This is a genomic window from Ectothiorhodospira shaposhnikovii (assembly GCF_022227765.1).
Lineage (GTDB): Bacteria > Pseudomonadota > Gammaproteobacteria > Ectothiorhodospirales > Ectothiorhodospiraceae > Ectothiorhodospira.
This window is the reverse complement of record NZ_JAJMLZ010000012.1, coordinates 53,228-67,607: the sequence shown is the minus strand read 5'-3', so window position 1 is coordinate 67,607 and position 14,380 is coordinate 53,228. Positions and strand designations below refer to the sequence as shown.

Below are 14,380 nucleotides of genomic sequence, written 5' to 3'. Positions count from 1 at the left end.
TATCATCATGACGGTTCCTTCATGACTCATCTCGTCGGTACCGGTCGTCGTGAACCCGGCGCGCCGGCGATGCACCCAACACGGGAGGATTGAAAATGCCTGGACTCGGTAGCCGTAGTACCAAGTTGGAGGAGCTGGCGAAGCGCCTGGCAGAATCCAATGGACTTGCGGACCTGGAAGTGGAGGCGGGTGAAACCCGGGTTCTCACTTTCCAGTCCTCCGAGATGCGAAAGTTTTTCACCACCATCGAGGTTGATAATGCCAAGGCACTCAAGGACATGATCGGCGTGCCCGATGAAGCCGTGACTGTGGGCGCTGCTCCGCTCACCAGTACGCTGGCGCGATCGCGTGTCCTTGAAACAACACTGCCGATACGCGCCGAGGGTCTGCGGGTGAACCTCGGATCGTTGGCGACAGGCGCCTTGCCGGCCCGGACAATCAATCCTGCCATCCTCACCGATCCAGCAGCGGAAACCAGTCTCAAGCAGGAAGCCACCGCTGTGGCACGCGTGGCAACCGAGCCTATGCCGGAATCCGCGGTACCATCGGAGTCAGGATCAGTTTGAAGCGCGCCGTGGTAGCGGGTTGATTTGGGCATGGCATGGACGCGTTCCGTGCTGGCTGGGGTGAAGTGAAGGATGCCTGTGATGAGTCGATTGTTCAGGAAATCGTATCACCCGCCGGGCACCGCGCCGGGCACGTTACCCGAGCAGGTGGCGACAGGGGAGGAAGCTCGTATCCACCTCCTGCGCTACCACGGGGCTGAGGTCGTGGAAGAAGAGGACTGTGCCCTTGAACAATGCCTGCCTCCTGATGGACAGGGCGTTCTCTGGTGTCACCTGCAAGGACAGCCCTCAACGAAGCAGCTGGCACGCCTGGGCGAATTGTTTCCCCTGCATCCCCTGGCAGTGGAAGATGTCGCGCATCACGGACAGCGGCCCAAGGCCGATATCTTCGCGGCCAGCACCAGATAGGCCGTGTACGCCACGTAGTACGCCGGGCTTGCATGATCAGAAAGCCGGTGTAGGCGATAAGCAGTGCGAACAGGAAGCCCGCCTGCATGCGGCTGATGATGCCATCAAGGGCCAGCACGATCAGGAGCACAGACGCACAGATCATGATCGGGACTTCCTGGCGAATGATCTGGGTATTCACCCCAGAATGCCTGGATCCACATGATCACTCAGAGCCTCGGTAAAAGGGCCTACGGACGCAAGGCCGCTATCGCCCGACCGTGCTATAGGTCACTGGGAAAGAGCTGCATGCAGTACCCGCAGACGCTGGCGCTGCATCCGCAGGCGATACTCCAGTTCCTTGTAGGCCGTTCGCATTTCGATGCGTGTCCAGCGGTCGCGCAGCGCCTCTCGCCCGACCTGTACCCGGCGTGCCTGCCACTGCTGCCACTGGGTTACGGTCTCTTTGAACTGATGATATTCCCTGTCCAGGGCCTCACTCCAGCTAGGGGCCACACCCGTGACCTCAAGCCGCGTCCGAAGCCTGGCAAACTGGGTGGAAATGCGGGCCCGCTGGATCCTGAAGCGGGGTATGCGCCGACGGTCGTGCGCCAACCCCACCCAGGCACACAGGTTGATGAACCACTTGGAGGGATCGTACTGCCACCAATGAATTCCATTGCGGTAGTCCGACTGAAAGGCATGGTGATAGTTGTGGTAGCCCTCACCCCAGGTCACCAGAGCCACCAGGGCATTGTCCACGGCCGTATTGTCATCGCTATAGGGGCGTTTGCCCCAGGTGTGGGCCAGAGAGTTGATGAAAAAGGTGAAATGGTGGCTGACCACCAGCCGCAAAACCCCCGCCAGCAGCAGCATGCCGACCACATCCCCGAGCATCAAGCCCATGGTCAGGGGGAACAGCAGATTGGTGGACCAGGCCAGCAGCCAGTAGTACCGGTGCTGAAAGCGCACAATCGGGTCTCGGGTGAGGTCCTTCACGGTGCTGAAATCGGGCTGGCTCGCGGGCCACTCCCGCAACATCCAGCCTATGTGTGCGTGCCAGAATCCAGACCGAATGGAGTGGGGGTCGCGATCCACATCATCCACGTACCGGTGATGATTGCGATGCCGGGCCGCCCAATTGTAGATGCTGTTCTGCAATGCCATGGCGCCGAACACAGCCAGCAACATTCGCAGGGGCCAGCGGGCCTTGAAGGTTCGATGGGCCCAGAGGCGATGATACCCCACGGTGATACTCATACCCCCCAGGGCCAGCAGCACCCCGAAGGTCAGCCAGGCCCATCCGCTGTACCCTTGGGTGAATCCCCACCAGGGCACTACGGTCAACGCCAACAGATTGGTGAACGCAAAAAACAGTGAAGTGGACCAGGCCACGGGGGGATTGATTCTGGGCACGGGAAATACCTGCATGGACAAGAAGAGAGCGGGGCACCAGGATGAATACGCGTTACCCCCGCCTACTAGGACAGCCAAACTCCAGCAAAATGCCGCGTGCCGCGTATTTTTTGGCTCCATCGCCAGGTCTTCCCTCTCTGAGATCGCACTTCCCCATGGCATCGGCAGATGAGGTCATGGATACCGGGACGCCGGGCATTGCATATCAGGCAGAGGAAGGGGCCGCTTGCTCCTGGGGTCCGGGCAGGCCTGGATTGGGTATATGGCTTCTGGTTGGGTCAACGGGATGCAGTGACGTGGAGCGGTGGGAATATGTTAGTCTTTCATTCCCCAAGTCCTTCCCTAACCTTCATGCCATGGAAAAGACGCCTGCGATATCATTGCTCGTTGCTATCGTGACCGATGATGTTTCCGATCGGGCATTGGATATTGCCCATGGCGAGGGTATCTCCGGCGTGACCATGGTGCCTGCGAGCGGCATTGGCAATCCCCCCATTAAGACATTTTTCGGCCTGACTTTTCAGAGCCCTATGACTATCCTGTTCTGGATAGCCGACGGCGAACGTGCCAACCGCACCGCACGCAAGCTTCGCGATGAACTGAATCTGGACAGCCCCCGCCAGGGGCTGGCGCTGACTCTGCCCGTGGATCAGATCCATGGTCTGCGTCTCCAGGGGCCCACTGACCACCAGACCGGGCCTGGCGAACACTGAATCCCCCGGACGGCGACCCCGGCACGAGACAACCACTGAACCCTTAGAGCCCCCGCATGGACTGGATGTATACCCTGATACTGGTCGGGGCCGGCCTCATTGCGCTCTCCGTGATGACCAGCGCATTGGCCTTTCGTCTTGGCACTCCATTGCTGCTCGTTTTTCTCGCCATTGGTCTCATCGCGGGAGAGGATGGCTTGGGCTTGACGTTCAATGACGCCGACACGGCCTATTTCGTGGGCAGTCTGGCACTGGCGGTCATCCTCTTTGATTCCGGATTCAACACTCGGGTGCAATCACTCAAGCGTGCCGCGGCGCCCGCGTTCGTGCTTGCCACCGTGGGAGTTTTGCTGACCACGCTCTTTGTGGGGGCGGCGGCCCGGTTTCTGTTCGATCTACCATGGTTCCACGCCCTTCTTCTGGGCGCCATCGTCAGTTCCACCGATGCGGCTGCTGTCTTCTTCCTGCTGCGTACCGGCGGCATCAAGATCTACAAGCGAGTGCGCTCCATGCTTGAGGTGGAGTCGGGCTCCAATGACCCGATGGCCATCTTGCTGACCATCCTGTTCATCGAATTAATCCTGTCCGACGCACCGGGCAATCCAGCCATGAGTCTGATGTCGGGCTTTGTCCTGCAAATGGGTCTGGGCCTGGTGATGGGCGTCGTGGGTGGCTATCTCATTGTCGAGATCATCAACCGGCTTCACCTGGAGGATGCGCTCTATCCCATCCTGGCGATTGCCTGTGCCGTGAGTTTGTTCGCAATCACCGGGTATCTGGGTGGCAGCGGTTTTCTGGCGATCTATGTCGCGGGGGTCGTCGCCGGCAATCTGGGCATGAAGGCGGCCACATCGCTACGCCATCAGCAGAAGGGCATGACCTGGCTGGCTCAGATCATCATGTTCCTGGTGCTGGGATTGTTCGTCACCCCGTCGGAACTGGGGTCCGTGCTGTTGCCGGCGCTGGCCCTTGGGCTCTTCCTGATCCTGGTGGGGCGACCGTTGGCCGTGTTGCTGTGCCTGCTACCCTTTCGCTATGACCGACAAACCATCACCTTCAATGCCTGGGTGGGTCTGCGTGGGGCTGTTTCGATACTCCTGGGCATTCTGCCGGCGGTAAAGGGGGTCGAGGGCGCAGAACTCTTCCTGAACACCGCCTTCATCATCGTGATCACCTCGCTGCTGGTACAGGGATGGACCATCAAGCCGGTGGCGCGCTGGTTGAACCTGATCGTGCCTTCCCAGCTAGGCCCCCTGGAGAGGATCGAACTGGGCCTGCCCGGCAATGGCCGTCATGAGCTGCTTGTGTATCGCGTCATGCCCGATTGCCCGCTCACATCGGGTAAGACACTGCCGCGCTGGGCACGACCCTCCCTGATCGTGCGGCGGGGCCGGTCCATGCGCCCTGGGCCGTCGACACGACTTCATGCCGGTGATCAGGTCTATCTGTTTTCACTTCCCGAATACACACCCCTGCTGGATCGGCTTTTTTCGCAAACCCGGGCACCTAATCTGGATGACCAGGAGTTTTTCGGCCAGTTCACGGTGAACGGTGATTGCCAGCTGTCGGATCTGCTGGAGGCATACAATGTCCCCATGCCGGAGCATCTGCCCGTGAATCAGACAGTGACTGACTTCCTTGCTGATGAGTTGGGGGGATATCCGGTGGTGGGTGACCGGGTTGAGCTGGGTGCCATCGACCTGGTGGTCAGGGGTGTTCAGAAGGGCACAATGATTACCGACGTGGGGCTGGCGGTTCACCGCGAACGGAATGACGGTGTGTATCAGAAACAACCTCAGTATTCGCTGTCCCGGCTTTGGAAAAGCCTGAAGGTCAAGGATCAGTAACGGGTCGTCGTGATGGTCTGGATGAGCATCCACATGCTCGTGGTATGTTTTCCAACCCAAGTAGTGGCCAGCGACAGCAGACCAACCCTTTTCGGTCATTCCGGTACTAAAGGCCAAGTGGCTGGTTTGGGCCACGGCGAATCGCGGCCGATTGCAGACAACAGCTTCGGCCACCGCGGTGTGCTCGTCTCGGGCACAGTAACCGGCATGGGAATTCTTGCCCCGAGATAGGGGTTTATACCCTTGGGAGAAAAACGTCATGGATTTTTCGGATCCGACCGTAGTCGAAACCTGGCAATCCGTTGATGACCGGGTGATGGGTGGGGTTTCACGCAGTTGCCTGCGCTACGATCCGGCGGGCTTTGCGGTGTTTGAGGGGGTGATGTCCCTGGAACAGGGGGGCGGTTTTGCCTCGGTGCGCAGTGGTCTGTTTCCGGGGTTTGCGCCTGGAACCGATGCCCTTGTCCTTGAGGTGTGCGGCGACGGCAAGGCCTACAAGCTGTCGTTGCGGATGGATGAACAGTTCGACGGCATCAGCTATCAGGCCGCGTTTCAACCACCGGCGGGTGTCTGGACGCAGGTTCGGCTGCCTGTCCGGAACTTTGTGCCCGGTTATCACGGACGGCCGGTACCCAATGCCCCCACGCTGTTGCCGGAACGGATCTGTCGGGTCGGTCTCTTGATCGCCAGGCAGACACAGCCGCCAGGCGATGCATCGGCATCCATGGAGGAGGGCGCGGAAGGGGCTGTCGTCACCACGGGATACCCGCAGGCCGGATCTTTCCGGTTGGCCATCAAATCAATGCGATTCCATGTCCCTGCCGCTGATCCCGCCGTGCGTTTCTGAGTCGGAACACGGCAACGGCGGCGGCCAGTTGTTCCGCCTGATCTTCCAGGGATTCCGCGGCGGCGGCGGCTTCTTCCACCAGGGCGGCGTTCTGCTGGGTGACGTCGTCCATCTGCGACATCGCCTGGTTGATCTGTTCAATGCCCTGGCTTTGTTCATCCGACGCCGCCGCGATTTCAACGATGATGTCGCTGACACGCTTGATCGCCAGTATGATCTCCTCCATGGATGCGCCGGTGTCATGCACCAGTCGGGTGCCGTTTTCAACGATGCCGATATCTTCCCTGATCAGCGTCTGGATCTCCTTCGCGGCGGCTGAAGAGCGCTGTGCCAGGGTGCGGACCTCGCTGGCGACAACGGCGAAGCCACGTCCTTGCTCGCCCGCCCGCGCGGCCTCCACGGCGGCATTGAGCGCCAGGATGTTGGTTTGGAAGGCGATGCCGTCGATGACGCTGATGATACTGGTCATCTTTTCCGAGCTTGCCGTCAGTTCGCGCATGTTTTCAATGGCTTGCCTGACCTTGTGTCCCCCTGTTTCCGCCACCGCGCTGGCCTGGGTGGCCTGTTGACTGGCCTGGCGGGCATTGTCGGCGTTCTGCCGGACGGTGCTTGTCATCTGCTCCAGGCTGCTGGCGGTTTCTTCCAGGCTGGCGGCCTGTTCCTCGGTCCGCTGTGACAGGTTGGTATTGCCCGTCGAGATCTGGCCGGCCCCGGTGCTGACGCTGAGTACCGCTTCGTTGATCTGATGAATGATGTCGGACAGTTTTTCGGCGGTGTCGTTGGCCGAGGTTGCCAGTATCGCCAAATCCCCTGAATGATGCCCTTCAACGCGCAGGCTCAGGTCGCCTCGGGCCTGGGCGGCCATGACGGTCTGGATCTCGTGGATGGCCTTTTCCAGGGCGCCGACGGAGTCGTTGACCATGTGCTTGAGCTTCAGCATTTGCCCGGCGGCTTCGGCCTCTATCCGGTGTCGAAACACCCCGGCCGCCATCTGCTCCATGACGTTGATGATGCCCTGGGTGCTCTCATCCAGTGAGTGCATCCCGGTGGCGGCATTTTCCAGCATGCGCCGGAATTCGCCCTGCACCCGGGTGGGATCGATGGATACGCTGAATTCCCCGCTCCGCAGGGCCCGCATGACCTTGGCCAGCTCATTCATGGTGAGCTGGATGGTGTCGGCGCTTGCATTGAAGCCTTTCTTGAGGCTGTCCAGGTCGCCTGCGTAATCACCGCTGATCCGTGAGCCGAAGTCGCCGGCTGCCAGGGCGTTGACCGACGTGTTGACTTCTTCAAGGGCATGCCGCTGGGATTCGAGCAGGGCATTGAAGGCGGTGATGACGGCGCCGATCTCATCCCTTCCATGGTAAATGATCCGTTCATTGAAATTACCCGTGCCGCGTACCCGTTCCACGGAATCCACCAGCAGTTTCAGCGGTCCGGTGATGCCCCGTGTGATCAGGATGCCCAGCAGGGTGGCGAGCAGTACGCCGACAATCACGGCCGCCAGACTGATGCCCTCCAGCCACCGGGCCTGGGAGAGACCGCTATCGACTTCCGATGCCGCCGCTCTCATGTTGAGTTGTACCAACTGGTCCAGTGCCTGAAACGCGGTTTCCTGATGGCGCAGGGTCTCTCCCATGGTGAGCGCGGCAATCTGGCGCCAATGGGTCGTGAAGTCTCCCTGCGGGTCTGCGCGGCGCATCTCATCCAGTGCCTGGTGCAGGCCGAGGATGGCGTTGTTGGCCTGCAGCCAGTTGGGCAGGGTGGTCTGAAAAGCCTCCCAGGCCGCCGCCTCGTCGGCACTCTTGGGCAGTGCATTGTAGCGGTCGACCGCCTGGCGGTATTCGGCGCGGGCGCTTTCGATGGCCCGGTACTGTACGGCCCGCGCCTCCTGCGTGGCGGTCTGATCCATGAGGGTGCGGAAACTGCTCACCACCTCGCCCAGCGCCACTTGCATCTCCAGTACCGTCTGCACCGCGGGCAGCCGCAAGGCCCCCAACTCGTTGATGGCGGACTCGCTCTTGACCGCCCCCCAGTAGCCCAGACCTCCCAGCGCGAGGGTGATGAGGGCAACGGTCGCAAAACCGGCGGAGATTTTTGCTTTGATCGACATCGACGGTCGTCCTGGTAACAATCCGGGAAATCAGGGCTGCGGGCTGCAAATGTTGGAAATGATAGGCTTTAACGCGCTGGTATGCTCGCCCATGGCGATCACCTTTGATAAACCTCAATATGGGTTGCGGGTTTGTCCTGCGGGGGGCACAGAGGGGGCGTTTCCTATTCCATCCAGAATGGATTTAAAAAGCCTCCTGATGACCCTCTTTCAGGCTTCGGATCGCTATCCTGTCCTCTATCATAATTGAAGTGGTCCGGTGGACACACAATGGCCTTCAGGAATGCCCAGCCCTGGGCGGGTTCAAGCATCATGTCGCAAGAACAGCCGCATGCCTGCGGACGCTCGGCGGAATGCATCAAGGGCGGTGCGGCGTTCAGGGATCTTCTTGAGCACCTGCCCCAGCGCATCTTCATCAAGGATACCGCCCATCGCTACGTGTATTGCAATCGGCGGTTTGCGAACGACATCGAACTTCAGCCCGAGGACATCATCGGCAAGAACGACCATGCCCTGTTTCCCGGGCATCTGGCCGACCAATACGTTCGCAACGACCAACAGGTTCTGAGTACCGGAAAGCAGCAGCAGTGGGAAGAGCGGTTCTTCAACGCCGCGGCGGGGGCCTACCTGTGGGCGCAGACCACCAAGATCCCCTGGCGCGACGCCGAGGGCAGGATCACCGGCGTCATCGGTGTTTTTGACGACATCACCGAACGCAAGGCAGCCGAAGATGCCCTGCGGCTGGCCAAGGAAGAGGCCCAGAGCGCCAACAAGGCCAAAAGCCTGTTCATGGCCATGACCAGCCATGAAGTGCGTACCCCCCTGACCGCCATGCTGGGGCTGATTGAATCCCTGCTGGAAACCCCTCTGACCGACAAGCAGTACCGTCAGGTGGAAGCCCTGCACCGATCCTGTGAAATGCTCCGCGGCATCGTCAACGACATCCTCGACTTCAGCGAATCGGAAGCCGGGCAACGGCTCAGTCTCAATCCCGAACCCACCAATGTCCGCAAATTGCTGGAGCAGAGTGTGGAACTGATGGAGGGGATTGCCCGCGCCCGGCGCAACCGCATCGTGTCCTGGATTGACCCGGCGCTGCCCGAGCATGTGTTGGTGGATTCCCTGCGGTTGCGCCAGGTTCTCTGGAACATCATCGGCAATGCCAACAAATACACCGAGCACGGCACCATCTCCATTGGCCTGAGGTGCCTGCCCCATGCCGGGGCCGGCCCGGCCGCGCCTGATCTCTATCGATTCCAGTTTGATATCAGCGATACCGGGATCGGCATCGATCCCGAGATCCAGGCCAGGCTCTTCGAACCGTTCTACAAGGATCACTCAAGCCTGATGAAACAGGTCGGGGGCGCCGGCCTGGGTCTGGCCATTGTCAGAAACCTGGTCACGGCCATGGGAGGCGAAGTCACCCTCCGCAGCCAGCGGGAGCAGGGCACCACGGTCAGTTTCCAACTGGATCTGCCCCGTGCCGACCCATGCGGACAGTCACCGCGGTCGGACGGCAACCCCGCGGTTCGGCCCGTCCTCGCAGAGACATCCGCCTTGATATCCCCTGACAGGCATCACCTCCTGGTCGTGGACGACAACGAGGAAATCCGGGAACTGGTCAAGGAGACGCTGGAGTCCCTGGGGTGTGACGTGACCACCGCCGGCAATGGCAAGGAAGCCGTGGCACTGGCCCTTGAAAACACATACGACCTGATCCTGATGGACTGCCAGATGCCCGTCATGAGCGGTCTGGAGGCCACCCGCCATATCCGCTCCGGCCAGCCCGAAGCGCAGCATACCCCCATCGTAGCCCTGACTGCCGCTGTCATGAAGGAGGATGTCCGCAATCTTGCCCTGGCCGGCATGGATGATCATTTGAGCAAGCCCTATACACGCAACGAACTCAAGCGTTTGCTGGAGCGCTGGCTGGGAGGGGGGGTGCCTCGCCGAAGCATCCGAAATGGACTTTAAGCCGGGGGAAAGGGGTGCTTGTGCCGAGTGAGCGGTTGTATCCTTTTATCACGGAAATCCTTAAGGACCGGTTCGGGAATGATCTTGTTCGGAATATCCCCGGTCCATGCGGGTAGGTACATCACGGCAAAGGAGCAGTCAGCATGCTGGAACGGAACACACTACCTTCCGAGGAAAACCCGAACGCCGGCTTGCTACAGATTCAGGATCAGGCTCCGATCACCCCCTTCCAGGTGTGGTGGGTGCAGCAGCAGTCCGGTCTGTCGGATGAGTCGCTATATGAACTGCAAAGGCGCAACATCGATGTTTTTCTGGAAACCAGCATCACCGCGGCCCTGAAAAAGCCGGGCCAGGCCCTGGAAGTGGACTGCCTGGTGCTGGATGTCAGTCATGTGGAGGCGCAGGCCTTTTCACTGATCGACCAGGTGCGTGCCTGGGCCCATGTGGAGCGCAAGATGCCGCCCTCCATCATCGTGCTAAGTGAGTCGCTGGATCAGGCAACCCTGCGCCGGATCTTTCGCAAACAGGTGGATGACCTGCTGCCGTCCCCGGTGAACGGGGATGAAATTGCCGAAGCGGTGGTGAGAGGCGCGGGCATCACCCGTCTCCGCAGCCACATGCTGCCCGAAAGCTATCTGGACACAGCCATTCAGATCAATCGTTATTTTGCTCGGCACGATGTCAAGGCATCGCTGGGCGAAGATCTGCCGGAAGGCAATTATGCCGAGGTGATCAAGGCGGTGGAAAAGAACGCGGACCTGCCGGTATCAACCTATCCGGTGGTACTGCTCAGGGCGTGACATCCACCTGCGGCAGGACAGGCTCGCTTCCACATGAGGTCCTGGACAGGCTCATGGCTCCAGGGTGAATACCCGACGCCGATCACCGGCATGAAGTCCAAATGACAATCGCGCCCATTCCACCTCGCCGAACACATCCTTGATGCCTTCAGGGTCGAATCTCACCTCCAGCCAGTCCGGCTCATCACCCTCCAGACGGCGGAAACCCAGCTTGCCTGCGCCCCCGGAAAGGTCGAGCCGCCAGTTCTCATCATCATTAGAAAGCCGTCCAGCTAGGCTATGGCTATTTAGGCTATGGCTATTCAGGGGTACAGGGGAACCCGCTTCCGGTAGGGCAGAGCCTTCCTCCCCCGTGAGAGTGGTGCGGTAGCGAACATCGGCAGGATTAAAAGCGGTACATTCATCTTCAATATTGGGCATCCAGCCCTCGTCATCCCAGTACTCCGTCTGCCAGCGAACCACCAGTGGACCTCGCGCTCCAAGGTCATTGTCCAGTCTGAGGCGGCCCAGTCTGAGCTGTGTCGTTCCGACTTTAACCGGCGCATCCCGTAGGGAGTGATCAGCAATATTTTTGATACTCACCGTCAACTGTGCAGTCAGGTTGGTCGGATCTTGCCTGCTGGTGGTTATCTTCAGAGTCACCCGACTCTTTTTGTCATTCCAGTTGCCTACAGTCACTTCCTGTTTTTTGATAATGTTTTCGTCTTCTGGATCCAGAAGGATGTCAAAAATCAGGTTTTCTCCGCCAATCTCAGGCCTCTGCTCTTCATCTCCATCCCATTCAAGCGTGAAATCCACCCAGACTGCCTCACCCAGATAGGTGAAGACTGACGGACACTCCGGAAGGCTGAACCTGGACTCAGCCCGGTTGACAAGCTGCGGATCTGAAATCACGAATTCAGCCCCTACGGCGGACGTCAACATCATGGCCGGCAGGATGAGGAACATGCCGGCTGTTCGAAAGGGCTTGCAGTGCATGAATGGATGGGCCTTGGAATCAGTCGTTCTGGGACGTTGGGACGATAAGCTGTGATCTTGCGGTTCGGCATATGTCAGAACCGATGATTGCATCAGAATGGCAGGCGCTGGCCATTAGGTCATACAGGGTGAGATCCGGTTCGATATCCGGATACGAAAGGCAAATCAGAGTGGTCGACAAACCTGTGTCGAGGAAATCCTGTTCTACTTCAGTAGGACATTGCTTCGGATTATTTCGCAGTTCGACATTTGCCTTCTCAAGCCTTCCCAGTGCCGCATACCAGGCCTGGTCCGCGATGAACGCCCTGGACTGGGAGGCATGCTGTTGAGATGCAATCTGGGCAAGGACGGCACCGACCACGCTTAGGAGGGTGATCATGATAACTGCGGTGATGAGAGCGCCCCCTGACTGGGTGGAAGGGCTGCCCTGGCTGAAGGTATGAGGCAGCGGACTCATGGCGCATTCAAGACCTGTACCCGGGTGAACAGGGACAGGGGTTGTCCCTTATGCGAGAGATTCAGTTCCATTTTTACAAGACCTTGCATCGGGTTGTATGAAAAGTCGCATGATTTCACACCGGTTGCCAGAAGGGCGTCAGTCGGGGTCTTTGGGGCATCACAGAGAGTGAATGTCCGACGCCTCAGTTCACCTTTGTCACAGACATATTTGACGGCATGGCGCACGAGATAGAAGCGCTGCTGGGGCGAGTGTGTCCTGAATGCGGCCTCTTCAAATGAAATTCGGTCAGGATGGATTTTAGAAACCCTGGCAAGCTGTTCGCAATAATAAGCATCCATGCCTGTCTGCCCGGTGTTGTAAATGGAAATCCGACAATCGGAATTACAGGCGTTCTGCAGGTCTGTCGGTATGAAACCATGAAACCCGAAGTCACCTTCTTTTGCCGTCACATTCAAGGCGGATTGTCCATATCGCTGGTAACGACCGGCACCGAGCACGGGAATGAACTCCAGAGCATTTTCGTCAGTATGGATCCGGATACTGTTGGGCAAGGCACCCCGCAATTCGCGGGTCATGAGGGACATGGCCATGTCCGCGGTATCCACCTGCTCGGCACGAAGACTGGATTCCACCATGAACCGAACCGGCTGGATCAGGAATGTGAGGGAAAATGCCGCCAGTATGCCGACCAGCGTGATGGCAAGGATCAGTTCCAGCAGGGTGAAGCCCCTGCAATCAGGGTGTCTGATCCGGCGTGGGCGACTGTGGCAGGGGAGAAGGGTCATCTTAGGGTTCGCGCATAACCGGTGATCGGCTGAATCTCGATGGTATGGCCGCCCCTGATTGTTACAGTGACGGCGGCATCGACCGGTTGATGAAGCCCCAACGGGTTGAATTTCAGTTCCAGCGGATCTTTCGGATCAATGATATTGCCCGTTCCGGAGTAATCACCAGGCCGTGAGGGGTGGGGAATGGGGTATGTATCGTCAGGATCATGGCAAAAAAATACTTCGTATCCATCAGGATCGAGCTTCATGCAAACCGTTTTTCCGGTATCGGATGCGATGCGACGGGCATCCCTGAAGGCCTGGGTCAGTTCATTGGCGAATCGGTAATCCTGGAAGCCGTCAATATTGATTTTTGGCCAGACAACGGCGGCCAGAGCGCCGATCAGCACCATGATGAGGAGCATTTCCAGTAATGTGAGGCCGTGTTGAGACATCTGGAAATTTTTTCGCCCTGTCATATGCAGTTGATGAAACCCTGCAGGGTGATGGATGCCGGTGATCTTTCGTGTTTCACGGTGATGGAGACCGGGCCTGCGTTTTCATGGAAATTGCTTGGTGCTATGGTGACGGTGAAGCCCGTATCACTGGGTATATCGGGTTTTTCACATTTTCGGAGGATCTCATCCATATGTGCCCTGGCGACATGTCTTGCCTGACTCTGATGCCAGGGCTCTCCCTGGGACAGGATGGGGCCGGACAGCGTCAGAAACAGGGTTGCGGCTATGCCGATCAGGGTGATGCCGATGACGGCTTCTATCAGGGTGAATCCTTGTTCTCGCTTCGATCCCGGCAGTACATGTGGCATGTTGCAGTCTTTTGATTGAATCCAAGGAAGCAGATCCCTTGCTTCCATTTGTTTGGATCGGTTTTTTTATGGTTGGAAATTTTATGGTGTTACTGGTTATCGTTGTACGTATCTTCCTGTGAAGGTTGCCAAAATAGTTGTGCAAGAACTGTCACTAACCAAGCAAATGTTGCAGTCCGTGATCCAAGGGGCAGTGTTAGGTATTGGTTTTTCTCCAACTTTAAATCCATTGGGAATGCCATCTTCAAGAAGAATTCCTGAATCCTTGCAATCACTAATATTTTTAACCGTTACAAAAGGATCCGGCATCAAGGAGGCAGAATAGTTGATGCTATGCGCAGAGTTGAGGTTTTGAGCGAGTGCCTGTGCTGTTGCTTTTTTTGCACCTTCTGAAAGATCCGTAAATCTCGGTATACCTACCGCAGCCAGTAACGCAATAATGACAATCACAATAATCAGCTCGATCAACGTAAAGCCTTTCTGAGTCTGAATGCCTTTCATGCCGGGTTGTCCTCTTCTTTGAGTTGAGATTTCCGTGTATTCATGCGACATCAATGATCGGCTTTTCCGTTTGATTTTAGAACTTCCTCTTTCAGTTCATGGTTATTTTTGTTTTCACTGATTAGAAATGCTCTTCATGCAGTCCTGTTGCCGAGTCATGCTGCATTCGCACTGAGTTTAGATTA

16 protein-coding genes are annotated in these 14,380 nt (G+C 58.2%); 8 read left to right on the top strand and 8 right to left on the bottom strand.

Translation table 11 applies throughout. The features are described 5' to 3' along the window. Positions 1-95: 95 nt before the first annotated feature. Entirely contained in the window at positions 96-566 is a 471-nt protein-coding gene (locus LQD11_RS14795; RefSeq protein ID WP_238618240.1) for a hypothetical protein, read from the top strand. Between the two features lie 81 nt (positions 567-647). Continuing rightward, complete coding sequence (locus tag LQD11_RS14790) at positions 648-974, top strand: hypothetical protein (protein ID WP_238618239.1); 327 nt, start codon at positions 648-650, stop codon at positions 972-974. Positions 975-1,244: 270 nt separating this feature from the next. Here the strand turns inward: LQD11_RS14790 and LQD11_RS14785 are convergent, their stop codons facing one another. Beyond that, a complete protein-coding gene (locus tag LQD11_RS14785; protein WP_238618238.1) occupies positions 1,245-2,369 on the bottom strand; it encodes an acyl-CoA desaturase in 1,125 nt (374 codons plus the stop codon). A 296-nt stretch (positions 2,370-2,665) separates the two neighbouring features. Between LQD11_RS14785 and LQD11_RS14780 the strand changes: the two genes are divergently transcribed. From LQD11_RS14780 to LQD11_RS14770, 3 genes are all read left to right on the top strand, one after another. Continuing rightward, on the top strand, positions 2,666-3,082 hold the full coding sequence (locus LQD11_RS14780; protein ID WP_238618237.1) for a hypothetical protein: 417 nt from the start codon (positions 2,666-2,668) through the stop codon (positions 3,080-3,082). A 56-nt stretch (positions 3,083-3,138) separates the two neighbouring features. Then, positions 3,139-4,929: a potassium/proton antiporter gene (locus LQD11_RS14775; RefSeq protein ID WP_238618236.1), complete on the top strand. Its 1,791-nt coding sequence runs from the start codon at positions 3,139-3,141 to the stop codon at positions 4,927-4,929. A 259-nt stretch (positions 4,930-5,188) separates the two neighbouring features. After that, complete coding sequence (locus tag LQD11_RS14770) at positions 5,189-5,776, top strand: CIA30 family protein (RefSeq protein WP_276315723.1); 588 nt, start codon at positions 5,189-5,191, stop codon at positions 5,774-5,776. Here LQD11_RS14770 and LQD11_RS15645 read toward each other — a convergent pair. Next, the gene (locus tag LQD11_RS15645; protein ID WP_276315722.1) at positions 5,724-7,889 is read right to left on the bottom strand and encodes a methyl-accepting chemotaxis protein; all 2,166 of its coding nucleotides are present in this window, start codon (positions 7,887-7,889) and stop codon (positions 5,724-5,726) included. The two genes, LQD11_RS14770 and LQD11_RS15645, sit on opposite strands and share 53 nt — an antisense overlap. On the opposite strand from LQD11_RS15645, the gene LQD11_RS14755 reads away from it, so the two are divergent. From LQD11_RS14755 to LQD11_RS14745, 3 genes are all read left to right on the top strand, one after another. Further along, the gene (locus tag LQD11_RS14755; protein WP_238618235.1) at positions 7,879-8,139 is read left to right on the top strand and encodes a hypothetical protein; all 261 of its coding nucleotides are present in this window, start codon (positions 7,879-7,881) and stop codon (positions 8,137-8,139) included. The genes LQD11_RS15645 and LQD11_RS14755 overlap by 11 nt on opposite strands. Before the next feature lie 62 nt (positions 8,140-8,201). Further along, positions 8,202-9,863 (top strand): response regulator, encoded by a 1,662-nt coding sequence (locus tag LQD11_RS14750; RefSeq protein ID WP_238618234.1) that lies wholly within the window; start codon positions 8,202-8,204, stop codon positions 9,861-9,863. A gap of 143 nt (positions 9,864-10,006) precedes the next feature. After that, the gene (locus LQD11_RS14745) at positions 10,007-10,663 is read left to right on the top strand and encodes a PleD family two-component system response regulator (RefSeq protein WP_238618233.1); all 657 of its coding nucleotides are present in this window, start codon (positions 10,007-10,009) and stop codon (positions 10,661-10,663) included. Positions 10,664-10,714: 51 nt separating this feature from the next. Here the strand turns inward: LQD11_RS14745 and LQD11_RS14740 are convergent, their stop codons facing one another. From LQD11_RS14740 to LQD11_RS15540, 6 genes are all read right to left on the bottom strand, one after another. Next, complete coding sequence (locus LQD11_RS14740; protein ID WP_238618232.1) at positions 10,715-11,611, bottom strand: DUF6701 domain-containing protein; 897 nt, start codon at positions 11,609-11,611, stop codon at positions 10,715-10,717. A gap of 49 nt (positions 11,612-11,660) precedes the next feature. Then, positions 11,661-12,098 (bottom strand): hypothetical protein, encoded by a 438-nt coding sequence (locus tag LQD11_RS14735; protein ID WP_238618231.1) that lies wholly within the window; start codon positions 12,096-12,098, stop codon positions 11,661-11,663. Continuing rightward, positions 12,095-12,886, bottom strand: coding sequence for a type II secretion system protein (locus LQD11_RS14730; RefSeq protein ID WP_238618230.1), 792 nt, complete (start codon positions 12,884-12,886; stop codon positions 12,095-12,097). The genes LQD11_RS14735 and LQD11_RS14730 overlap by 4 nt, the downstream gene beginning before the upstream one ends. Next, complete coding sequence (locus LQD11_RS14725; RefSeq protein WP_238618229.1) at positions 12,883-13,323, bottom strand: pilus assembly FimT family protein; 441 nt, start codon at positions 13,321-13,323, stop codon at positions 12,883-12,885. The genes LQD11_RS14730 and LQD11_RS14725 overlap by 4 nt, the downstream gene beginning before the upstream one ends. A 20-nt stretch (positions 13,324-13,343) precedes the next feature. Next, on the bottom strand, positions 13,344-13,694 hold the full coding sequence (locus tag LQD11_RS14720; RefSeq protein ID WP_238618228.1) for a type IV pilus modification PilV family protein: 351 nt from the start codon (positions 13,692-13,694) through the stop codon (positions 13,344-13,346). A 96-nt stretch (positions 13,695-13,790) separates the two neighbouring features. Continuing rightward, positions 13,791-14,195, bottom strand: coding sequence for a prepilin-type N-terminal cleavage/methylation domain-containing protein (locus tag LQD11_RS15540; RefSeq protein WP_240545052.1), 405 nt, complete (start codon positions 14,193-14,195; stop codon positions 13,791-13,793). Positions 14,196-14,380 lie beyond the last annotated feature (185 nt).